Source organism: Streptomyces sp. V4I2 (genome assembly GCF_030817655.1).
GTDB lineage: Bacteria > Actinomycetota > Actinomycetes > Streptomycetales > Streptomycetaceae > Streptomyces > Streptomyces plumbiresistens.
The window spans coordinates 6870408-6890511 of sequence record NZ_JAUSZM010000003.1 but is presented as its reverse complement, the minus strand read 5'-3'; the positions used below and the strand labels follow the sequence as shown (position 1 = coordinate 6890511).

The following is a 20104-nucleotide window of genomic DNA, read 5'->3' as shown; positions in this document are numbered from 1 at the left end:
CCTTCAGGCTGTTTCCCGGTCGGTGAGGATCGAGCCGATACGGCGCAGAGCCGGCTGGGTCGCGCGGTGGAGCTCGTCCACGTCGATCCCCTCGTCGCCCAGGACGACCATCAGCGCGGTGTCGCCGACGGCGTACACCGCGGCGCAGCCGTGGCTGCCGTACGTCACCGTCCGGCGCAGGCTGCCGCGGGCGGTGGCCTCGGCGGTACGGCGGGCGAGACCGAGGCCGGCCGCGGCGAGGGCGGCGAGGCCCTCCGGGTCGATGGAGTCGGCGGTGTCGGCGACGATCAGCAGTCCGTCGGCGGCGGCGAGGGCGGTGTCGGTGATCCCGGTGACCTGTTCGCGCAGGCCGCGCATTTCCAGCGCCAGGGCTTTGTGGTCCATGTGGTCCATGTGTCCGGCTCCCCTATCTCTGTGAGCAGCACCGAGGGAGGCATGCGTATCAGGTCGGGCGCATATTCCGGACGCGGTATTCCGAGCTGTCGCCGACTGGCGTTAGTTGAGCCTTCCGGTTGCCCAACTGCCTTTGCACAGCGCCCATTTGACAACTACCGGCGTTGTCGTCGCCGGGCTACGACGCCGGGGGCGGCTCCGTCGGTGCCGTCTCCACCGCCGTGGCGCCCCTCGGCCTCGGCGACTGCTTCAGCGCGGCCTCGTGGGAGTACGAGCGCAGATAGCCGACCACCGTGTTCGTCACCGCCACCAAGGGCACCGCGACCACCGCACCGCCGATCCCCGCGACCATCCCGCCCGCGGCGACCGACAGGACCACCGCCAACGGGTGCACCCGGACCGCGCGGCCCAGGATGAACGGCTGGAGGATGTGGCCCTCGATCTGCTGGACCGCGAGGACGACCACGAGCACCATGACCGCCGTGAAGACACCCTGCGTCACCAGCGCGACCACCACCGCCAACGCCCCGGACACGACCGCGCCGACGAGCGGGATGAAGGCGAACAGGAAGATGAAGACGGCGAGCGGGACGGCCATCGGGACGTCGAGGAAGTAGATGCCGAGGCCGATGAAGATGGCGTCGATCAGGGCCACTATCACCGTGCCGCGGACGTACGCCGTCAGTGTCCGCCAGGCCCGCGGGCCCGCGCCCGCCACACCCGGCCGGGCCGCCGCCGGCACCAGCTTCAGCGTCCACTCCCAGATGCGCCGGCCGTCGTACAGCAGGAACAGCGTCGAGAAGGCCGCCAGCAGTATGCCGGTCAGCGCCTCGACCACGACCGTCACGCCCTCCAGGCCCGCCGAGGTGATCTGGTCGGTGTTCGCGCCGACCGCTTCGCGCAGGTTCTCGGCGATGTCGTTGATCTGCTTGTCGGTGACGTGGAAGGGGCTGTTGAGCAGCCACTTGCGCAGCTCGTCGATGCCGTCCTGGACCTGGTCGGAGAGGTTGTCGATGTTCTCCATGACCTGCCAGGTCACGAACCACCCGATCAGGCCCATGACGACGAAGCCGAGGATCGCGGTGAGGGCGGTGGCGAGCCCGCGGGGGAAGCCGAGCCGCCGCAGCCGTTCCACCGTCGGCTGGAGCAGCGCGGTGATGAGCAGCGCCGCCACGAACGCCAGCACGACGAGTTGTACGGCGCTGATGACCCGCATGAGGACCCAGAGGGTGCCGGCGAGGACGAGCAGGCGCCAGCCGGCCTCGGCGGCGACCCGGACGCCCCAGGGCACGGCGAGGGCGGGATCCGGGCGGTCCGCGGCGACCGGGGGCGTGGGATCGGCGGGCGACGGACGGTGGTCGGGAGGCAGGTCGCGTTCCTCCGCCTCCGCGTGCTCGCGCTCCGCCTCGGCCCGGCGCTCGCCGAACCGCTCACCCATGTCGGTCAGTTTGGCGCCGACCCGACCGAGCCACCCCGGCACTGGTGACATGATCCGTCCCTTTTCCCCGTCTCTCCCCACCACTCCCCCTGGCGTCGTCCGCACCGACCGTACATGGCGAAAGCCCCTCCCCCTAGGACGGGGAGGGGCTGCGCGGGGTTGAGCGTCGCGGGCTCAGTACCAGTTGTTGGCCTGCCAGAAGGACCAGGCCTCACAGGGGCTGCCGTAGCGGCTGTCCATGTAGTTGAGGCCCCACTTGATCTGGGTGGCCGGGTTGGTCTGCCAGTCGGCGCCGACCGACGACATCTTGGAACCCGGCAGGGCCTGGAAGAGACCGTAGGCGCCGGAGGAGGCGTTGACGGCGCGGTAGTTCCAGCTGGACTCGTGGTCCACGATGTTGCTGAAGCACTGCCACTGGCCGCTCGGCACCATCGCCTGCGCCATCGCCTGGATCTGCGCGATGGTGTAGGAGTTCTGGACGGGGAAGCTGGAGGAGTCCCGGCTGGCCTTGGTCTTCGCCTCGGCGCGTTCCTTGGCCTCCTGGGCAGCCTTCTCGGCGGCTTCCTTCTTCTCTATCGCGGTCTGGGCGGCAGCCTTGCGGGCCGCTTCCTCCGCCACCTTCTTGGCGCTCGCGTCCGCGGCGATGGCCTGTACGTCCGCCTGCTGTGTCAGCGAGGCGGTCTGTACCTGGGCCTGCTGACCCGCGGGGATGTCTGCGAGGAGCGTCGAGTCGGCTGCAGTCGCCTCGGCGTCGTTGTTCTGCGCGGTGCTGCCCGAGGCAACTCCAACAACGCTTCCGACAGCGGTGACCGCCGTGGCAGAGGCCACTGCGAATCCCCGGACCGAAATCGGGCTCACACGGTTTCCTTCCAGCATCGCCCGCTTCGGTGACCCTGGCGGACGCAATCGTGCCCCTGGCACTGGCCTCCCCACTGCGGGGTCACGGAGGCGCGGGCCCGGTGGGCAACTCCCTTGCGGGGAGCGCCGCGTGGTGAGCGGGCGGCATACGGCGACGATATGGAGTTGATGTGGTGCTTCAGTGGTGCCGTACCGCTGGGGGTACAGGTGTGCCGTATGCGGGGCCTGACAGGAGTGAGACTCTGCCGTAACCGGACGCCGCAAGGCAATTCTGAGTTGCGTGTGAAAGCTCACATCTCGTTTGGGCCAGGGGATTCCGAGAAAGCTCCACGCGCGAAGGCGCCGCCCGGCTAGGCTCACTGCCTTTCCGAACGGCGCCAACTACCGCGTAACCGGCCCTAATTGGACCGGGCTTATCAGATGTGCCCATCCTCCAGCATTTCGGTCACAAGGGCCGCGATCTGGGACCTCTCGGACCGCGTCAGCGTGACATGGGCGAAGAGCGGATGCCCCTTCAGTTTCTCGACGACGGCGACGACACCGTCGTAGCGGCCGACTCGCAGATTGTCCCTTTGCGCCACATCGTGGGTCAGAACGACCCGTGAATTCGCGCCGATCCGGGACAGAACGGTCAGCAGGACGTTCCGTTCCAGTGACTGCGCCTCGTCCACGATCACGAACGCGTCGTGCAGGGAGCGGCCGCGGATGTGGGTGAGCGGGAGCACCTCCAGCATCCCGCGGGCGCTGATCTCCTCGATGACCTCGCGGCTGGTGACCGCGGACAGCGTGTCGAAGACCGCCTGTGCCCAGGGGCTCATCTTCTCGGACTCGGAGCCGGGCAGATAGCCGAGCTCCTGCCCGCCCACCGCGTACAGCGGCCGGAAGACCATCACCTTCTTGTGCTGACGGCGCTCCAGGACCGCCTCGAGCCCCGCGCACAGCGCGAGTGCCGACTTGCCGGTGCCGGCCCGGCCGCCCATGGACACGATCCCGACGTCCGGGTCGAGGAGCAGATCGAGCGCGATGCGCTGCTCGGCGCTCCTGCCCTTGATGCCGAAGACCTCGCGGTCCCCGCGCACCACCCGGACATTGCCCTCGGGCGTGACCCGGCCGAGCGCCTTGCCGCGCTCCGACTGGATCATCAGCCCCGTGTGCACGGGCATGTCCGCGGCCTCGGGGACGTAGACCTGCCCCTCCTCGAAGAGGATGTCGACCTGCTCGCCGGGCAGGGTCAGTTCGGACATTCCGGTCCAGCCGGAGGCGTCCGTGATCGCGAGCTCGGCGCGGTACTCCTCGGCGAGGAGCCCCACGGACGAGGCCTTGATCCTGAGCGGGGAGATCCTTCGACACAACCGTGACGTCGAATCCCTCGGCCTGCAGATTGCGGGCGACCGCGAGGATGCGGGAGTCGTTGTCCCCGAGGCGGTAGCCGCTGGGCAGGACGCTGGGGTCCGAGTGGTTGAGCTCGACACGGACGGTCCCGCCGAGGTCCCCGATCGGGATGGGAGCATCAAGGCGGCCGTGCTGGACGCGGAACTCGTCGAGCAGGCGCAGGGCCTGCCGGGCGAAGTAGCCGAGTTCGGGATGGTGCCGCTTGGCCTCCAGTTCCGTGACCACGACGATCGGCAGCACGACTTCATGCTCGTCGAAGCGGTTCAGGGCGTGCGGGTCGGCCAGCAGGACGCTGGTGTCGAGAACATAAGTGCGCCGGTCTGGCTTGTGGCGCTTTGTGCTGGTCACCACGGAAGGACGTACCCCCTCGGATGAGGTCGGGGAGCGACGGAGTGGAGCTGGACCGGTCGTCGGCCGCTCTGCACGGACCGAGAACCGGCCCTCCGCCTTGTCGTCCGCGCTGTGACCGCACGGTCGGGCTGGTGCAAAGGGCCTCCCGGGCGGACGGCCCCGTGCCGTCCGCTGAGATACGACACCCGTGGTTCGGGCGTCGACCTGCTTGGCTTATGCCCTCGAACATGCGCCGCCATGCCAGTGCATATGACGGCGCGCTGGTGAACTCCTTGTTACTTCCGCCCCAAAACGGGGTATTCGGGCGCCCTTCGACGGGTTGGCAGCCCCGGCTGACGGAACGCGGTCGACTAGCCGCCGTAACGGCGGTGGCGCGCTGCGTAGTCGCGCAGGGCGCGCAGGAAGTCGACCTTGCGGAAGGCCGGCCAGAAGACCTCGCAGAAGTAGTACTCCGAGTGGGCCGTCTGCCAGAGCATGAACCCGGACAGCCGCTGCTCGCCGCTGGTACGGATCACCAGGTCGGGGTCGGGCTGGTCGCCGGTGTAGAGGTGGCGGCCGATCATGTCGACGTCGACGGACTCGGCGAGGTCCTCCATCGAGGTGCCCCTGTCGGCGGCGTCGAGGATCATCGAGCGGACCGCGTCGGCGATCTCCTGGCGGCCGCCGTAGCCGATGGCGACGTTGACCAGTATTCCGTCGACCTTCTCGGTGGCCTCCTCGGCCTCCTTGATGGTGCGCTGCATGCCCTGCGGCAGCAGGTCGAGCGTGCCCACGTGGTGCACGCGCCAGCGGCCGTCGGCGGCGAGGGAACGGACGACGTCCTCGATGATCCCGAAGAGCGGGACCAGCTCTTCCTGCGGCCGGTCGAAGTTGTCCGTCGAGAACAGCCAGAGGGTGACGACCTCGACGTCCGTCTCGGTGCACCAGCCGAGGAACTCCTCGATCTTGTCCGCACCGGCGCGGTGACCCTGGGCTGTGGTGGAACCCGCGGCCTTCGCCCAGCGCCGGTTGCCGTCCATGACGACACCGATGTGCTTGGGCACCTGGGCGTGGTCCAGGTGGCCTTCCACCCGGCGTGCGTACAGCCTGACGAGCAGGCTGCGCAGCTTGTCGCGCAGGTTCACGTGATTGTCAGCCCCTCCGGACGGTGGCGGTCCCCGCGGAGCGAAGGGTATCGCGGGCGTGTGGTGTGGGGTGCGGGAGGGTTGCGGCGCCTGTGGCGGCGGGCTCGCCCCCCGGGGAGGTGGCCCCACATCTCCTACGGGTGCCCCCTGTGAGAACAAAAAACGGGCCGGTCCGTGGGGGGGATACGGACCGGCCCGAGGGGGGGTTTCCACCATAACCCTTCGTAAGTGATGCTGCGTGCATCGGCGTGCCACAACTACTCTCCGGAGTCGGGCAGCGACGGCCCGGTGGCCGTTCGGGGCCCCTCAGGGGCGGGTTCATGGCCGGAACACAGCGGATTCTCAGGGGAATCGGAAGGTTGCGGGGAGATCCGGGAGGTTCGGTGCACTTCCCTCTTCCGGGTGACGCCGGGCCGAGCGCGCCTTTGACGCCGGGAGTGTCGGCGGTGGCCGCGGCACCGCGCAGCCCCCTCCACTGCACGGTACCGCCCGCGCAACTTTGCTCACGCGAATTACCTTGGTCTGAACTTACGTGAGAGGCGAGTAAGAGGCGAGCCGCCTGCGATAACAATGTGGAAACCCTGTGGAGGCATGGATATACGGGGCACACATCCCCGTTGGGCGTTTATGGAGAACCCGAACCCTTCGGACTAGGACAGGATCTGACCTCATACCGTCATACCGTCCTCCCCTCGCCGCATGACCGTGAGAATCACGTGGGACCAGGCGGTCGGCGCGGGACCGTCCATCTGCTCGCCGCGCGGGAACTGGCGGGAACTGCCGGTGTGGAGCGCCGCGCTGACGGCCGTACCGTCCGGGCGAGTCCGTTCGCACCGGACGCCCCGTCACCGAGGAGCAGATCATGGCGGCGATCGGGGACGCCCTGGACGGCGTGTGTCTGACCATCGACGAGCTGAGCGAGGAGGTCGTCGCCCGTACCGGCACGGTGGAGCCGCTCGGGCGCCTCACGGCGCGGCAGGAGCGGGAGTTGGGCGAGCAGGCGGAGCGGGCGGGGGAAGTGCTGGAGGCGAAGGCGGAGTTGGTGGTGGGGAAGTGACGGCGGGGCCGCACGCGTGAACGCTATTGCTTCGGCTTTCGGGCGTCGAAGAGGTGCCGGGTGCTGTGGGCGACGAAGGGGCCCTCGGACTCGATTCGCTCGTGCAGGGCGCGAAGTCGGGGTTCGTACGCCTCGACGGTGAAGCCGGGGACCATCCAGACGACCTTGCGCAGGAAGTGGACGACGGCCGCGATGTCGTGGAACTCCATACGGAGGCGCTCGGCGCGCAGGTCGACGACCTCCAGGCCGGCGGCCTCGGCGGCGGCGCGTTCGCGGTCGGGGTGGCGGTCCGCGCTGATCTCCGGCGGCAGGGGGCCGAGGAAGTACTCGACGAGCTCGAACACGCTGCGGGAGCCGACGTGCTGGGCGAAGTAGGTGCCGCCCGGCTCCAGCACACGGACGATTTCGGGCCAGTTGGGGTTCACGGGATGCCGGCTCACCACGAGGTCGAAGGTCGCGTCCGCGAAGGGCAGGGGCGCGTCCTCCGGCGAGGCGACGACGGCGACGCCGCGCGGCCGGAGCAGGGTGGTGGCCTTGGCCACGTTCGGCGGCCAGCCCTCGGTCGCGACGGTGAGCGCCGGGGCCTTCGGGGCGGCCGCGCCGAGGGCGAAGTCCAGGACCTCTCCCCCGCCGGTCTGGAGGTCGAGCGCGGCGGTCGCGCCGGCCAGCCGGCCGGCCATCGAGCGCGCATAGCCCCATGAGGGCCGCGCCTCGGTGGCCCGCCCCTCGAACCAGGAGAAGTCCCAGCCCTCGGTGGGGACGGCGGCGCCCTCGGCGAGGAGCTCCTCGAAGCCGCGTCGCCGCCGCACGTGCTTCGTCGTGCCGTGGTCCGTCGTGCCGTGCTGCTCTGCCATGGGGAGATGGTCCCAGGGCGTTGTCAGTGGCCGCTGTTAATTTTCACATCATGACGAGTCAGGGTGTTCAGGGAGTACCAGGAGTACAGGACGCTTCGGGCATGCCGTACGCGGGCGGGGAGAAGGAGACCCTGCGCGCGAGCCTGGACCGCCACCGGGACGCGGTCCTGTGGAAGCTGGAGGGGCTGGACGACGAGCAGCTGCGCCGGCCGGTCACCCCGTCCGGCACGAACCTGCTCGGCCTGGTGAAGCATCTGGGATCCGTGGAGTACGGCTGGTTCGTGGAGGCCTTCGGCGGCGAGGTCGAGCCGCTGTGGTTCGACCCGTACGAGGACATGGTGGTGGCCGAGGACGAGCCGACGTCCCGGATCACCGACTTCTACGGCCGCGCCCGCACCGCCGCCGACCGCACGATCTCCACCCTGCCCCTGGACGAACTGGGCCGTCCGGCCTGGCGCGAGGGGGCCTCCATGTCCCTGCGCTGGGTCCTGGTCCACATGATCGAGGAGACCGCGAGACACGCGGGCCACATGGACATCCTGCGGGAGCTCATCGACGGGGCTACGGGGGATCACCGGCCGGGCTGACCAGGTGACCAAGGGAGTCACCCGGGACAGTCCCGGGCACGGAGGTGCGGCAGGACCAGCAGGGCGTGGTCACGCGTCGCCGGTGCGGTCGCGCTCGTGGCGCCGGAGGACGACGCCGTTGCCGAAGGTGTCGCGTATGAATAGGGAGGCGCAGAGGGAGAGGTGGGTGGCTCGCGATGGGTCGGTGGCGTGACGGGCGGGGGGAGCTGGTCGTACCCGGCGAGGGCGGGGCGGTCGTCAGGGTCCCGCTGGAGATCGCCGCGTCGTACCGGGCCCGTACGAAGGGCCTGCTCGGCCGGGACTCCGTCGACGGGGCGATGCTCCTCTCCCCCGCCGGCAGCGTCCACACGTTCCGGATGGGCATGCCGATCGACGTCGCGTACCTGGACCGAAGGCTCAGGGTCATCGCCGTACGCACCATGAAGCCCGGGCGACTGGGCCTGCCGAGGGTACGGGCCCGGCATGTGCTGGAGGCGGAGGCCGGGGTGATGGCGGGATGGGGGCTGCGGGTCGGGGTTCGGGTGGCGGTCGAGGTGAAGGCGGAGTAGGAGCCGGCAACGGGTTCGATGGGAGCACCTGGGAGCACCGGGGAGCACTACGGCAGCAGGCCGTGCAGAAGGTCCGTCACCCGCGTCGGGTTCGAAGGGCCGAGATGGCCGGCGTTCGGGAAGTCGTGGACCGTGAAGCGGTTGTCCGGGGTGAGTTCGTCGGCTTCCGCGATCATGCGGTCCTGGAGCTCCGGGGACACGGTCCTGTCCTTGCCGCACCGGATGTACGTGCGGGGAACCCGGCCCCACGTGTGCGCACGGCCCACCGCCCGGCCCGCGTACGCCGTCACCGACTCGTCCGTCTGCATGCCTTCCAGCACCCGCAGGAACTCGGCGTCCGTGTAGTCCGCGCAGATCATCTCCTTGAACACGGCGAGGTCGCGGGGATTGGACGTACGCCAGTTGAGGCGCAGTACGCCCAGCTTCTCCGGGTCGCCGACCATCTGCTCCAGCGGGGTGATGGAGCGCTGCCCCTCGGGGGACGCCGCGCACGCGTCCAGGGACGGCATGCTGCGGCTCGGGCAGAAGGCCGCCAGGTAGCAGATGTGCGCCAGGAGTTCGGGGACGGCGTCCGCGACCCTGCTGACCGAGACGCCGCCCAGGCTGTGCCCGACCAGCACGACCGGACCGCCCAGACGCGCGGCGCGGCGTACGGCGCCCGTCACCCGCCGCTCGAAGTCGTCCAGGGTGAGCGCGGCGACCGGGGAGGGTTCCGTCGCGAGAGCCCGCAGGTCCTGTGCCTGATAGGCCTTCGGGATGAACTTCTCGGTGCCGTGCAGGGGTTGGTCCACCGCGACGACGCGGTGCCCGCGCAGCGCCAGCTCCCTGCCGATCGCCGTCCAGAACGCGCCCGCGCTGTGGGTGCCGTGGACGAGGACGTACGTACGTACTCCGGTATGTGTACGTTCCGTCGCGCGGCCCGAGTAGGTCGCCCGCGCGGTGCCCGCGCCGACGCTGACGGCGAGTGCGGCACCGCCCGCCGATGCGGCGAGCCGGAGCGTGTGGCGCCGCGTGGGCCTGTCGTTGTGAGTCACGTTGTCTGCCATGCCGACGAGGCTACGAACGCCCTGGTCGCCTCACCATGGCTCTGCCCACCCGGCCGACGGTGTACTTGCCGACACCCGGCATCCACCCACGGTGCTGTGGTGTAGGCGGTGGTGTCCACGACCTCGATCAGTGCGCGGCCGGTTTGGGCGGCGATCGTTCACCTGTAGGCAAGTTCGCCTACCCGAACCATCAGACGTAAGCCCGTGCCCCCTCCCTCGGCAGGACCGCCCACATCCGCGTACCGCCGCCCGGTTCACGCGCGTCGCCGAAACCCCAGTCGCCGCCGCACGCCTTGACCACGCACGCCAGTACGCGCAGGGCCGCGCGACGGCGGGACTCGCAGGCGGAGGCGAGGCGGGGATGGGTGTGGCGGGCGTGGCCGTCGTAGAGGATCACTCGGAGGGCCCCGTCCCGATAGCGGAGCGATACGTAGACCTCGGCGGTCGGCGTGAAACGGCAGGCGCAGGACGCCAGTTCGCTCACCACCTGCACGGCCGCATCCATCACGTCGTCGAGGCCGTGCGCCCGCAGGATCGTGCGGGTCGCTGCGCGGGCGATCGCCGGGCTCTGTGCGGAGGCGGGGAGCGTGAGGCTGTAGGCGAGGGTTTCGGGAGTGGGCGGGATGAGGTGCATGCTCTCCGTCGCAGTCGGGGGCGGGCAGGAGGTGAACGTGATGGGCGGCATGGCAGCAACTCCTTTGGTGAGGCGGTGGATTGGGACTGCTGCGGCCGGTGGCTTGTCTACCTGACGCGGGCCCGCCCCTCCCAGGGGAGGAGGTTGCGGGCAGGCTCGCGTGATGCGCTTCCGGTTTGACAGCGGGTCGTAGTCGACCTGTCACGGAATGTAGAAGATGCGGAGTCACACTGTCCATCACTTCAGTGATAATTACCCCCACCGTGGTGGACCCGAGACGTCGCTCACCGGCAGACTGAGACCCACCACAGTGGAGAAGGGACGGCATGTCGACGAGAAGCACGCCGACTGAGCGGCAGAAGCGGCTGGGCGCCGAGTTGCGCAAGATGCGACTGGCGGCGGGCGCCACCACGGAGTACGCGGCCGGACTGCTCGGCATCGATCGGACCCGGCTGTCCAACATGGAGTCGGGGATCCGCCCGTTCTCAGCCGAACGCATTCGCACCCTCGCCTGCAACTACGCATGCTCCGACGAAAGTTACGTCGCAGCGTTGGTCGCCATGGCCGAGGGCAAGGAGCGGCGGTGGTGGGAGCAGTACCGGGGCACCCTGTCCGCCGGGCTGCTGGACATCGCCGAGTTGGAGTGGCACGCCGCGCGCGTGCGGACCATGCAATTCATGCACGTACCCGGACTGCTCCAGACCGAGGAGTACGCCCGCGCAGTCTTCGCTGCCGTCCTGCCGGCGTTGAGCCGGCTCGAAGTAGAGCTGCGGGTGGCGCATCGCATGGGGCGACAGCAGGTGCTCGAGCGGGCCGAGCCGCTTCCGTACGTCGCTTACGTCCACGAAGCTGCGCTGCGCATGCCGTACGGCGGCACGGAGGTGACCCGGCAGCAGCTGGATCACCTGGCCGCCCAGTCCGAGCGCGACGCGATCGACGTACGGGTCGTTCCGACCAGTGTCGGTGGCTTCCCCGGCGCCGGGCACGCGCTGCTGTACGCCGACGGGGCCGTTCCCCAACTCGACACCGTGCAGCTGGATTCTGCGCACGGGCCGGAATTCACCGGCGCGGAGGCTCAGCTCACCAAGTACCGTTCCCACTTGGACTGGATGGACGACGCGGCGCTGCCCTCGGCGGCCTCGCGCGACCTCATCCGTACCGTCGCCCGCGAGATCTGAGGGAGCCCGCCATGACCGGCATCACCTGGGAAGACCCCTTCTGCGGTGAAGGCAACAACTGCTTCCGCATAGGCACCGACGCCGACGGCAACGCCTACATCGCCGTCGCCGGACAGGAGGAGCACCACCTGACCGACAGCCGCGACGCCCTCCGTACGCTCATCCGGGACATCAAGGCGGGCAAAGCCGATCATCTGCTCTGACACGCACAGCGACGTCAGTTCGGACCACCCGGGAATGCCACCGTTGCGCTCGCTGCACGTGTTGGTGATAGAGGCCGGGGCGCCGACCCGATGGCGGACACGTCAGGCGCTTCTCAGCTCTCCGTTCGCGGGAAGGACACTTCCACCCGTCGGTTCTTCTTGCGGCCGCTCTCCGTCGCGTTCGAGGAGATCGGGTACTGCTCGCCGTAACCGCGGACCTCGAAGGTGACGTTCGGGTCGTTCAGTTCCTGGTCCAGGACTGCCTGTACGGCGTTGGCGCGTTGCCTGGACAGGACGTCGCCGTGCGCGGAGGAGCCGAGGTTGTCCGTGAAGCCGAAGACGCGGATCCTCGTCGCGTTCTGGGTGTTGATCTCCTCCGCGATCCCGGAGATACGGGCCCTCGCCTCGGCGCTCAGCTTCGCGCTGTCCTTGCCGAACAGCACTTCCGCCTGGAGCGCGAACTTCACGTCCGCGTTGGTGTCCTCGCGGCGTTCGTCACCGCTCTGGTCTTCGACGACCTGCTTGATGTCGAGAACCTTGGCCTCGGCGAGGGTGGCGCCCTCGGGGAGCTTGAGGTCGGGGTCGTTGGCGTCGACGTTGACGGGGGCGGAGGCGGACGGTTCGGTGCCAGGGGGGACGCTGGGCGAGTCGTCGGCGTGGGCGGTTGTGGCGGTGAGGAGGTTCGCGGCGACCATGAGGGAGGCGGCGGTGAGGGTCAGGGCGAGGCGGGGGGCCGTGGGGTTCATGTAGGCCTCACCCAGAGATCGTGATCGTTGCGCTGGCGAACGTCGGCAACTGGAAGGCTACTTCGGTCGTATCCGTAGGCGGTGCCGGGAACTGCATGAACACGGCCAGGCTTTCGCCCGCCTTGAGGGTAGAGAAACCCGTCGTTGTCAGCGGACGGCCGTCCGTGTCGCGGAGCACGTAGTACCGCTTCTTGCCCTTTGAGTCGACGAGAGTGGCGCCGCCGAATGACCGACCGTTTCTGATGATCTCGGTCTCGTCACCCCGCACCGCTCCGGGAACCAACACGCTCTTGTCTCCGTCGTTCTTCATGCTGCCGTTCACCGTGACGAACCCGCCGGAATCACGCTCGGCAGAGGTGATTTGGAGAACCAAGCCATCCTGGCCCTTCAACTCGGCCAAGGGCTCGTCCGCCTGCCCCTCCTGAGCACTCGGCTTGGACTCGCCCTCCCTTGATGCCGACGCCGGTGTGTCCGGCTTCTTGTCGTCGCCGCCTCCGCCGCAGCCGGCCACACCGACGGCCAGACCGGCCGCAACGGTCAACGCGACCATCCCCCTGCGGGCCCTCGCATTGAACCGATTGCTCATCTCTCCGCTTCCTTCATCACTCGTCGTTCGCTTGTCAGTCGGCCAGATGGACGTCGAAGAGGTCCTGGGGTTCCGGCAGAACGGTGAGGTCGTCCGGGTCCAGTTCCCAGGTCCGGTCGTCCTTGCAGGTGAGTTGCGGCAGTACGTCGTCCGCCGCGTCCTCCCCCGGGAGCTCGAACTCACAGAGCGGCTCGATAACAGCGGTGGCGGACGCCGTTGAGTGAATGTTCTCCGTACCGGGAACGATGGAGTCTCCCACGGGCTTATTGGTTTTCAGCTCGACCCTGTAGCCCAGGAGCCCCACCGGAGCGCAGTCCACCTCGTCGGCGTCGTTCTGCGCGGCCAGCTGGTTCGCCCGCTCGCAGGAGTTCACAACTCCTGGCACGTTGCCGTCGAAAATGCCCTGCCACTGGGTCGGGTCAAGTACGTCCTCGACCCACTGGCCCGCGAGCTGGTCCCGCGTGTCCAGGGCCGCCGCCAGTGCCGCCGCGTCGGCGGCCGTTTGCGCACCGTTCCGATTCGCCGCGGCTTGGCCGACCGCGAGGTACGCGAACGCGAGAAAGAGCAGACCCCCCACCACCGTGATGTAGATGGGAAAGGCCTGCCCTGCGTCATTGCACCTGCGGGGCCATGACCACATCAGCCGCCGGTGACTTCTGTGATCTTGTCCGTGATCGCGTCGTAGATCGTGGTGCCGATGTCCGTCCCCGTGATCGCCAGCACGATGGCCACCACCACCGCGATGATCCCCAGGTACTCCACCGCGGTCTGCCCCCTGTCGTCGCGGGCGGCGCGGGCCTGAAGGTACGCGATGGTCGTGTTGATCCAGTTGCTCATGGTGTTCCCCTCCGCTGTCGTCGCCATCGACATGCGAACCGTAAGCCGGAACACCCCACCCTGCCGAGGGCCCCTGGGCCCAATTCCCCGTCATCACAGCTCACCCCAGTTCCCGGTAGGAACTCGGTGCCGTGCCGAGCCACTTCGCGGCGGCCTGGGAGCGGCTCGTGCTGTGGAGCTTGGCGAAGATGCGGTTGATGTGGTTCTTGACCGTCTTCTCGCTGATGAAGCAGGCGGCGGCGATCTGCTGGTTGTTCATCCCCGACGCGATGAGGTCCATGATCTCCGCCTCCCTCGTACTCAGCTGGAACCGCGACCTCGACGACTGTCCCACAATTGGTTGCAGTTGCGAAAGCCCTTTGGGGAAATTGCGGGGGGCCGGGATGGCTCGCAGGGCGAAATAGCCTGGTGGAGCTGGTAGTTCATCATTCACTTGTGGAATGAGTGCGTCCACATTTTCGTATGCAGTAGCACTCTCATGGGTCGCCGCAGCCGCCGCCCGTACGGCGCTGACAAGTTCCGTCACGGTGAACTCACCGTGGACCAGGTAGCCCCCGGCACCTCGGCGCATCGCCTCGCGGACGGTCTCCGGCTCCGCGCTGTACGTCAGCATCAGGACCGGGGCGATCTTCACCAGGTACGGGAGTGCCGAGATGCCGTCCGTGCCGGGCATGCGGACGTCCAGGAGGACCACGTCAGGGCGGTGGTCGCGGGCCGCCTCGCAGGCCTCCTGGCCGTTGGTGGCCTCTGCGACGACGGTGATGTCCGGGCGGCCGGAGAGCAGGGCGGTGAGGCCTGCGCGTACGACCGGGTTGTCGTCCGCCACTACGACCCGTAGGTGGGTGCGGGGCGGTGTTTGCTGGTCCGGCATCTTTCGGCCTCCTCTCAGGGAGTGGTGGGGGGTTGAGTGGCGGATAACGGGGGCAGCGGGGTTACTGCTGCCAAGGGGAGTTCCAGTAGGACCTCCGTGCCTTTCGCATGGGCACCCCGGCCTATCTCGATCCGGGCACCGACTGCCTTCGCGCGCTCGACCATGCCGACCAGACCGAAGTGGCCCGACCTGCGGAGGTCTTCGAGTGTGATGTCGGGCGGGAGGCCGCGGCCGTCGTCGTACACGCTGATGCGGAGCAGGTCGCCGTGGACGACGCCCGCGTGGACGTCCACGCGTGTCGCGGACGCGTGGCGGTGGGCGTTCTCCATGGCCTCCGTGGCGATGGTGAGGAGTTGGCGGGTCACGGCGGGCGGGACGAGGGGTGGTGGCTCGGTGTTCTCGCCGGTGGGGTGGTACGTCGCCGGGAGAGACGTACGGGCGGTGAAGTCCTTCGTGCGGGCGGCCAGTTCGGACAGTACGTCCGTGGCGTGCGCCGGGTCCGACTCGCGGCGCAGGTCGGTGAGGAGTTCGCGGGACTCGGCGGCGGCGCGGCGGGCGGCGCGGGCGACGAGTTCGGCCTGCTGCTTCACGCGGGCCGGGTCCAGGTCCGGCGAGCCCGCCGTGTGGGCCAGGCCGTCCGCCGCGAGGGCCACGCCGTGCAGGGTCTTGGCCACGGAGTCGTGCATCTCGCGGGCCAGGCGGGCCCGTTCGGCGCCGACCGCCTCCGTGACGGCGAGGCGGGCCCTGACGGTGGCCAGCGCCTGCGTCGCCGTACCGAAGCGGAGCATCAGGTTGCGCAGGGTGGAGCCCACGGCGCCGGTGATGACGCACAGACCGGGGAGGAGGAGTCGCTCCGCCAGGCCGACCTCGGGTCCGTCCTTCAGGGTCGCGTGGACCAGCAGGAGGATCAGGGACTGGAGCGAGGCGAAGACGGCGGCGCCGCGCCACCCGTAGACGATGCCGGCAAGGAGCGGGGTGCAGACGCTGACGTAGGCGAGGGTGGTGTCCGGGCCCGCGGAGATCAGGAGCAGGGAGCCCAGGAGGGTGTCCGCGGCCAGGAGGGTGGGGTGGCGGAGGAGTAGGGGACCGAAGCGTTCCCAGTCCCTGAAGAGGACGTAGGACGTCATGAAGGTGACCACTACGGCCGCGCCGACCAGGCGGACGCCCAGGCCGGGGTTGGCGTTGAGGAGGGCGGCGGGGGCGGCTACGGCGATCATCGCGAGGCGGAAGCCGAAGACCTGGCGGCACATGGCCTGGAGGGCGTTGACCTGGACGGAGAGTGCGCGTGCGCCGAGGTGAACCCTCTGACTCCCCTGCGCCCCCATCGCCGCCTGCGAGGCCTGATCGCCGTCGGCGGTCGTGTGTCCGGTCACCGTCTCCATGCCGTCCCCCTCCCTACTCCCCTGTGATGGACCCGAAGTCCGTCCCCGAGCCCAGCAGCAACCCCGCCCCCAGCAGGATCATCGTGGCCGGGACCATGAACGTCGTGATCATCATCGTGGCCTTGGGGACCGCCCTCGCGGCCTTGCGGCGGGCGTTCTGGGCGTCGGTCCGGCGCATGTCCTTCGCCAGGGACACCAGGGTGTCGACGATCGGGGCGCCCAGTTCCTCCCCCTGCTGCAGCGCCGTCACGAACATCGCCACCTGCTCGGAGTCGTTGCGTCGGCGCAGTTCCGCGAAGGCCTGGCGGCGGCTCATGCCGAGGTCCATCTGGCGCAGGGTGATGCGGAGTTCGTCCGCCCAGGGGCCCTCGTACTTCGACGCCACCCGATCGAGTGCCTGCCGGAAGCCGAGGCCCGCGCTCACGACCACCGCCAGTACGTCCAGGAAGTCCGGCAGGGTCCGCTCGATGACGTCCTTGCGGATCCGGATCGCCGACCAGATGCCGACCTCCGTCCAGAACGCGCCGAAGGCCAGCAGCAGGAGGGCCACCAGGAGGTCACCCCGGAGCAGGAACACCAGGAAGCCGACGCCGCCCAGGAAGCCGTAGACCGCCCGGCGGGCCGCGTACCGGTCGATGGTCAGGCCGCCGGGGTTGCCCGCGAGGTCGATCTTGCGGCGGTACTTCGCGACCTGCTTGGGGCCCATCAGCCGTAGGACCGCGGGGGCGTAGCGCATGCCCATGCGGTCGATGAGGGAGTCGACCGCGCCGGTGCGGGTGGCGCCGACCTCCAGGGCCAGTGCCAGGTCGCTGGGGAGCTTCGCGTCGGCCCGGTACATGCGGATGCCGGCGAAGATGCCCCAGACGCTGAGGCCCATCAGCAGGGCGAGCAGGAGTGCCATCATGTGATCCCCCGCTGCTCAGACGTCGATGCGGGACAGGCGGCGGATGAGGATGAAGCCCACCGCGTAGAGCGCGAACGCGATGATCACCGCCCCTTGGCCGACCGGTGAGCCCGTCATGCGGTCCAGGGCGCCGTCCTTCACGCCGTTCATGAGGAAGAGCGAGCCGACGCCGAGGACCGGGACGGCGTACGACGTCATGCTCACCTGGGACAGCTGCGTACGGACCTCGCGCCTGGTCTCCTTCCTCTCCTCCAGCGTCTCGGTCAGGTTCCGCAGGGCGCTGACGACCTGGCCGCCCGCCCGGTTGGACAGGACCAGGGTCGTGACGAGGACGACCAGTTCGCGGGAGGGCAGGCGTTCGGCCATCTCGCCCAGCGCGTCGTCCATCGTCGCGCCCATCGCCAACTGGTTGGCGACCTTGGCGAGTTCCTCGCCCGCCGGGGCCTCCAGTTCCTCCGCCGCCATGCCGATGGCCGTCCGCAGGGCCAGTCCCGCGTGGGTCGCGTTGGCCAGGATGCGGGACATTTCGGGGAGTTGGTTGATGAACTTCTCGATGCGTTTCTGGCGTTGCCAGTTGAGGAACTGGACCGCCGCCCAGATCCCGAGCAGCCCGGCGATCGGGCCGAAGAAGGGGGCCAGGGCGGCCTGGCCGACCAGCCAGAGGCCGGCAACGGCGGCGAGCATCGCGGCGAAGAACTCGCCGGGGGTGATGTCCAGGCCGGTCGCCGCCAGGCGGAGTTCCAGCTTCCGGCCGAGATTCGTACCGCGCACTCTGCGGTCGAGGTTGCGGAAGCGGCGCCGGCGGCCGGTGAGCGGTATCTGGCCGGCGGCCGAGAGGCGTTCGACGAGTGCGGCCCGCTGCGCCTTGCCCTTGGCGTAGGTGTGGACGCCGATGACGGCGAGTACGCAGGTCAGCAGCGCGATGCCGGTGGTGAGGGTGACGAGGGTCTCGAGATCCATGGGGGTCGTTCCTACCTGGCTACTCGGGTGGCTAGCTGATCTGCGGACTGGGCCACGCCGAAGGCCTGGGGCGTGGGCTGGCTCGCCATGTAGAGGCGGTCGGCGGTGCGGCGCGGGATCGGGAAGTACTCGAAGCGGCCGTGGACCCGGCCGTCGGCCGCCATCGGCTGGGCGTTGAAGCGGGCGACCGTGGCGATGCGGTACGGCTCGCTGCCGTGGCTGTCGAGCAGGGCGATCTCGGTGATGCGGCGGACGCCGTCGGCGAACCGGGTCAGCTGGATGATCACGTCGATCGCGCTGTTGATCTGATCGTGCAGCGCCTCGAAGGGAATCTCGACCTCGGACATCGCCGCCAGGGTCTTCAGCCGCATCAGCGCGTCCTCCGCACTGTTGGCGTGCACGGTGGCCAGCGAGCCGTCGTGGCCGGTCGACATCGCCTGGAGCATGTCGAGGGACTCGCCGCCGCGGACCTCACCGACGACTATCCGGTCGGGGCGCATCCGCAGGGAGTTGCGGACCAGGTCGCGGATGGTGACCCGGCCCTGGCCCTCCACGTTCGGCGGGCGCGACTCCAGGCGGACCACGTGCCGCTGCTGGAGCTGGAGTTCGGCCGAGTCCTCGATGGTGATGATGCGGTCGGTGTCGGGGATGAGTCCGGACAGGGCGTTCAGGAGCGTGGTCTTCCCGGTGCCCGTGGCGCCCGAGACGATGATGTTGAACCTCGCCTGCACCAGGCCCGCCAGCAGATACAGCATGTGGTCGTCGAGGGAACCGAAGCCCGCCAGCTCCTGGAGCGTAAAGGAGCGGGGGAAGCGGCGGATGGTGAGGATGGCGCCGGTCAGGGACAGCGGCGGGATGATCACGTTCACGCGCTCGCCGGAGGGGAGGCGGGCGTCGACCATCGGGTTCGACTCGTCCACCCGCCGGTTGACCGTCGAGACGATCCGCTCGATCGTCTGCATCAGCTGGTCGTGGGAGGGGAAGCGCAGCGGCAACTGTTCGACCCGGCCGCCGCGTTCGACGAAGATCGCGTCCGGGCCGTTCACCATGATCTCCGTGATCGACGCGTCTTCGAGCAGCGGCTCCAGGATGCCGAGTCCGAGCGCCTCGTCGACCACCCTGCGGATCAGCTGGGAGCGCTCCACCGTCGACAGGACCGGACCCTCACGGCTGATGATGTGCCCGAGCACCCGCTCCAGCCGCGCCCGGCGCTCGGCCGCCGCGAGCGAACTCATCTCCGCGAGGTCGATCTCCTCCAGGAGTTTGGCCCGGTAGGAGGCGACCAGGTGGCCGTCCTCGCCCCGGCTGCCGTTCTCTTCCGGGGTGTTGATGCGTGACCGCAGGCTCATGGGTGCGTCCTCAGTGGTCGAGCGGCATGGTGGCGGTCTTCCGGGCGGGGTCGAAGTCCCAGCCGGGGACGACGGACGGGATGTCGACGGTGGCCGTGACGGTGACCTCGTCGGCGCCGCGCGCCTCCGTGCACGTGGTTCCGTCCGCCAGCCAGTCGCTGACCGCGTTCTGGCAGCCGTCCTGGGCGCCCAGGTCCAGCGAGGCGGCGCGCGCTCCGGCCCGGGCCGCGGTCCCGGCCTGCTGGGCGGTGTAGGCGATCAGCCCGATCTGTACGCCCGCCAGTGCGACGAGGACCAGGATCGGGATGAACCCGAGGTATTCCAGGGCGACCTGGCCGCGGTCGCGGCCTGTGCGGCGGGCCGTCCCCTTCCCGTCGTACGACATCTCAGTCCTTCGCCTCCTCTACGGCGCCCGCGTGGCCGTCGACCGTGAACGGGAAGCCGATCGAGCCGGGGAAAAGGACGGGGACTTCGAGATGGACGTCGGCCGTGACATAGCCGCCGGCCGTGTCGCACTCCACCGTGCCGCTCCACGCGTCCGGCAGTTTGTCCAGGCCCGCCTGCTGACACGCGCCCTGCCGCGCACCCGGGTCCGCCGCCGTCGCCGCCCGTACCGCCTCGTCCGCAGCATTCCCCGCGAGCGTGTACGTGTATCCCAGCAGCACGAACTGCCACATCAGCACCAGCGTGAGGATGATCAGCGGGGTCATGCCGAGGAACTCGATGGTGACCTGGCCGTCGTCACGTCGGCCCGAGGAAGGCGCCCGGATGGCCCGGATGGTCCGGATGGTCCGCGTGGCCCGCAT

23 protein-coding genes and 1 pseudogene are annotated in these 20104 nt (G+C 69.3%); 5 read left to right on the top strand and 19 right to left on the bottom strand.

Annotation, left to right across the window (positions count from 1 at the left end):
• Nucleotides 1-3: 3 nt before the first annotated feature.
• From QFZ76_RS32685 to QFZ76_RS32665, 5 genes and pseudogenes are all read right to left on the bottom strand, one after another.
• Entirely contained in the window at nt 4-384 is a 381-nt protein-coding gene (locus tag QFZ76_RS32685) for a roadblock/LC7 domain-containing protein (protein WP_307680200.1), read from the bottom strand.
• Between the two features lie 187 nt (nt 385-571).
• Entirely contained in the window at nt 572-1882 is a 1311-nt protein-coding gene (locus QFZ76_RS32680; protein WP_307677063.1) for an AI-2E family transporter, read from the bottom strand.
• Nucleotides 1883-2005: 123 nt separating this feature from the next.
• Nucleotides 2006-2707 (bottom strand): transglycosylase SLT domain-containing protein, encoded by a 702-nt coding sequence (locus tag QFZ76_RS32675; protein ID WP_307677062.1) that lies wholly within the window; start codon nt 2705-2707, stop codon nt 2006-2008.
• 398 nt (nt 2708-3105) lie between these two features.
• Nucleotides 3106-4432: pseudogene (locus QFZ76_RS32670) on the bottom strand (PhoH family protein).
• 350 nt (nt 4433-4782) lie between these two features.
• Nucleotides 4783-5556 (bottom strand): isoprenyl transferase, encoded by a 774-nt coding sequence (locus tag QFZ76_RS32665; RefSeq protein WP_307677061.1) that lies wholly within the window; start codon nt 5554-5556, stop codon nt 4783-4785.
• Nucleotides 5557-6418: 862 nt separating this feature from the next.
• Here QFZ76_RS32665 and QFZ76_RS32660 point away from each other — a divergent pair.
• Entirely contained in the window at nt 6419-6613 is a 195-nt protein-coding gene (locus QFZ76_RS32660) for a hypothetical protein (protein WP_307677060.1), read from the top strand.
• A 23-nt stretch (nt 6614-6636) separates the two neighbouring features.
• Here QFZ76_RS32660 and QFZ76_RS32655 read toward each other — a convergent pair whose 3' ends face one another.
• Entirely contained in the window at nt 6637-7467 is an 831-nt protein-coding gene (locus tag QFZ76_RS32655; RefSeq protein ID WP_307677059.1) for a class I SAM-dependent methyltransferase, read from the bottom strand.
• Nucleotides 7468-7568: 101 nt separating this feature from the next.
• On the opposite strand from QFZ76_RS32655, the gene QFZ76_RS32650 reads away from it, so the two are divergent.
• The gene (locus QFZ76_RS32650) at nt 7569-8054 is read left to right on the top strand and encodes a DinB family protein (RefSeq protein ID WP_307677058.1); all 486 of its coding nucleotides are present in this window, start codon (nt 7569-7571) and stop codon (nt 8052-8054) included.
• A 176-nt stretch (nt 8055-8230) separates the two neighbouring features.
• Entirely contained in the window at nt 8231-8602 is a 372-nt protein-coding gene (locus tag QFZ76_RS32645; protein WP_307677057.1) for a DUF192 domain-containing protein, read from the top strand.
• A gap of 47 nt (nt 8603-8649) precedes the next feature.
• Here the strand turns inward: QFZ76_RS32645 and QFZ76_RS32640 are convergent, their stop codons facing one another.
• On the bottom strand, nt 8650-9648 hold the full coding sequence (locus QFZ76_RS32640; RefSeq protein WP_307677056.1) for an alpha/beta fold hydrolase: 999 nt from the start codon (nt 9646-9648) through the stop codon (nt 8650-8652).
• 190 nt (nt 9649-9838) lie between these two features.
• Nucleotides 9839-10333 carry an ATP-binding protein gene (locus QFZ76_RS32635; protein WP_373464381.1) on the bottom strand — a complete coding sequence of 165 codons (495 nt, stop codon included), beginning with the start codon at nt 10331-10333 and terminating at the stop codon, nt 9839-9841.
• A 275-nt stretch (nt 10334-10608) separates the two neighbouring features.
• On the opposite strand from QFZ76_RS32635, the gene QFZ76_RS32630 reads away from it, so the two are divergent.
• A complete protein-coding gene (locus tag QFZ76_RS32630) occupies nt 10609-11460 on the top strand; it encodes a helix-turn-helix transcriptional regulator (RefSeq protein ID WP_307677055.1) in 852 nt (283 codons plus the stop codon).
• A gap of 11 nt (nt 11461-11471) precedes the next feature.
• Nucleotides 11472-11663, top strand: coding sequence for a hypothetical protein (locus QFZ76_RS32625; protein WP_307677054.1), 192 nt, complete (start codon nt 11472-11474; stop codon nt 11661-11663).
• Nucleotides 11664-11776: 113 nt separating this feature from the next.
• On the opposite strand, the gene QFZ76_RS32620 is transcribed toward QFZ76_RS32625, so the two are convergent.
• The 11 genes from QFZ76_RS32620 to QFZ76_RS32570 all read right to left on the bottom strand — a co-directional run bounded on the left by QFZ76_RS32620 (nt 11777) and on the right by QFZ76_RS32570 (nt 20104).
• Nucleotides 11777-12409: an OmpA family protein gene (locus tag QFZ76_RS32620; RefSeq protein ID WP_307677053.1), complete on the bottom strand. Its 633-nt coding sequence runs from the start codon at nt 12407-12409 to the stop codon at nt 11777-11779.
• 7 nt (nt 12410-12416) lie between these two features.
• Entirely contained in the window at nt 12417-12995 is a 579-nt protein-coding gene (locus QFZ76_RS32615; protein WP_307677052.1) for a hypothetical protein, read from the bottom strand.
• 34 nt (nt 12996-13029) lie between these two features.
• Nucleotides 13030-13635, bottom strand: a complete 606-nt coding sequence (locus QFZ76_RS32610) for a pilus assembly protein TadG-related protein (protein WP_307677051.1) — start codon at nt 13633-13635, stop codon at nt 13030-13032.
• Entirely contained in the window at nt 13635-13832 is a 198-nt protein-coding gene (locus tag QFZ76_RS32605) for a Flp family type IVb pilin (protein ID WP_307677050.1), read from the bottom strand. Before QFZ76_RS32605 ends, QFZ76_RS32610 begins: the two co-directional genes overlap by 1 nt.
• 100 nt (nt 13833-13932) lie before the next feature.
• Nucleotides 13933-14703: a response regulator transcription factor gene (locus QFZ76_RS32600; protein ID WP_307677049.1), complete on the bottom strand. Its 771-nt coding sequence runs from the start codon at nt 14701-14703 to the stop codon at nt 13933-13935.
• A 14-nt stretch (nt 14704-14717) separates the two neighbouring features.
• The gene (locus QFZ76_RS32595) at nt 14718-16028 is read right to left on the bottom strand and encodes a sensor histidine kinase (protein WP_307680198.1); all 1311 of its coding nucleotides are present in this window, start codon (nt 16026-16028) and stop codon (nt 14718-14720) included.
• Nucleotides 16029-16098: 70 nt separating this feature from the next.
• A complete protein-coding gene (locus QFZ76_RS32590) occupies nt 16099-16986 on the bottom strand; it encodes a DUF5936 domain-containing protein (protein WP_266448118.1) in 888 nt (295 codons plus the stop codon).
• Nucleotides 16987-17004: 18 nt separating this feature from the next.
• Nucleotides 17005-17949: a type II secretion system F family protein gene (locus tag QFZ76_RS32585; RefSeq protein WP_307677048.1), complete on the bottom strand. Its 945-nt coding sequence runs from the start codon at nt 17947-17949 to the stop codon at nt 17005-17007.
• An 11-nt stretch (nt 17950-17960) separates the two neighbouring features.
• Nucleotides 17961-19298, bottom strand: a complete 1338-nt coding sequence (locus QFZ76_RS32580; RefSeq protein ID WP_307677047.1) for a CpaF family protein — start codon at nt 19296-19298, stop codon at nt 17961-17963.
• A 10-nt stretch (nt 19299-19308) separates the two neighbouring features.
• Complete coding sequence (locus QFZ76_RS32575; RefSeq protein WP_307677046.1) at nt 19309-19683, bottom strand: TadE/TadG family type IV pilus assembly protein; 375 nt, start codon at nt 19681-19683, stop codon at nt 19309-19311.
• A 1-nt stretch (nt 19684) separates the two neighbouring features.
• Nucleotides 19685-20104 carry a TadE/TadG family type IV pilus assembly protein gene (locus QFZ76_RS32570; protein ID WP_307677045.1) on the bottom strand — a complete coding sequence of 140 codons (420 nt, stop codon included), beginning with the start codon at nt 20102-20104 and terminating at the stop codon, nt 19685-19687.

What these genes read in the sequence shown, in the direction of transcription:
- QFZ76_RS32685 (WP_307680200.1), bottom strand. Translation starts at nt 384, where the DNA reads ATGGACCACAAAGCCCTGGCGCTGGAAATGCGCGGCCTGCGCGAACAG.
- QFZ76_RS32680 (WP_307677063.1), bottom strand. Translation starts at nt 1,882, where the DNA reads ATGTCACCAGTGCCGGGGTGGCTCGGTCGGGTCGGCGCCAAACTGACC.
- QFZ76_RS32675 (WP_307677062.1), bottom strand. Translation starts at nt 2,707, where the DNA reads ATGCTGGAAGGAAACCGTGTGAGCCCGATTTCGGTCCGGGGATTCGCA.
- QFZ76_RS32660 (WP_307677060.1), top strand. Translation starts at nt 6,419, where the DNA reads ATGGCGGCGATCGGGGACGCCCTGGACGGCGTGTGTCTGACCATCGAC.
- QFZ76_RS32655 (WP_307677059.1), bottom strand. Translation starts at nt 7,467, where the DNA reads ATGGCAGAGCAGCACGGCACGACGGACCACGGCACGACGAAGCACGTG.
- QFZ76_RS32650 (WP_307677058.1), top strand. Translation starts at nt 7,569, where the DNA reads ATGCCGTACGCGGGCGGGGAGAAGGAGACCCTGCGCGCGAGCCTGGAC.
- QFZ76_RS32645 (WP_307677057.1), top strand. Translation starts at nt 8,231, where the DNA reads ATGGGTCGGTGGCGTGACGGGCGGGGGGAGCTGGTCGTACCCGGCGAG.
- QFZ76_RS32640 (WP_307677056.1), bottom strand. Translation starts at nt 9,648, where the DNA reads ATGGCAGACAACGTGACTCACAACGACAGGCCCACGCGGCGCCACACG.
- QFZ76_RS32635 (WP_373464381.1), bottom strand. Translation starts at nt 10,333, where the DNA reads ATGCCGCCCATCACGTTCACCTCCTGCCCGCCCCCGACTGCGACGGAG.
- QFZ76_RS32630 (WP_307677055.1), top strand. Translation starts at nt 10,609, where the DNA reads ATGTCGACGAGAAGCACGCCGACTGAGCGGCAGAAGCGGCTGGGCGCC.
- QFZ76_RS32625 (WP_307677054.1), top strand. Translation starts at nt 11,472, where the DNA reads ATGACCGGCATCACCTGGGAAGACCCCTTCTGCGGTGAAGGCAACAAC.
- QFZ76_RS32620 (WP_307677053.1), bottom strand. Translation starts at nt 12,409, where the DNA reads ATGAACCCCACGGCCCCCCGCCTCGCCCTGACCCTCACCGCCGCCTCC.
- QFZ76_RS32615 (WP_307677052.1), bottom strand. Translation starts at nt 12,995, where the DNA reads ATGAGCAATCGGTTCAATGCGAGGGCCCGCAGGGGGATGGTCGCGTTG.
- QFZ76_RS32610 (WP_307677051.1), bottom strand. Translation starts at nt 13,635, where the DNA reads ATGTGGTCATGGCCCCGCAGGTGCAATGACGCAGGGCAGGCCTTTCCC.
- QFZ76_RS32605 (WP_307677050.1), bottom strand. Translation starts at nt 13,832, where the DNA reads ATGAGCAACTGGATCAACACGACCATCGCGTACCTTCAGGCCCGCGCC.
- QFZ76_RS32600 (WP_307677049.1), bottom strand. Translation starts at nt 14,703, where the DNA reads ATGCCGGACCAGCAAACACCGCCCCGCACCCACCTACGGGTCGTAGTG.
- QFZ76_RS32595 (WP_307680198.1), bottom strand. Translation starts at nt 16,028, where the DNA reads ATGGGGGCGCAGGGGAGTCAGAGGGTTCACCTCGGCGCACGCGCACTC.
- QFZ76_RS32590 (WP_266448118.1), bottom strand. Translation starts at nt 16,986, where the DNA reads ATGGCACTCCTGCTCGCCCTGCTGATGGGCCTCAGCGTCTGGGGCATC.
- QFZ76_RS32585 (WP_307677048.1), bottom strand. Translation starts at nt 17,949, where the DNA reads ATGGATCTCGAGACCCTCGTCACCCTCACCACCGGCATCGCGCTGCTG.
- QFZ76_RS32580 (WP_307677047.1), bottom strand. Translation starts at nt 19,298, where the DNA reads ATGAGCCTGCGGTCACGCATCAACACCCCGGAAGAGAACGGCAGCCGG.
- QFZ76_RS32575 (WP_307677046.1), bottom strand. Translation starts at nt 19,683, where the DNA reads ATGTCGTACGACGGGAAGGGGACGGCCCGCCGCACAGGCCGCGACCGC.
- QFZ76_RS32570 (WP_307677045.1), bottom strand. Translation starts at nt 20,104, where the DNA reads ATGCGGGCCACGCGGACCATCCGGACCATCCGGGCCATCCGGGCGCCT.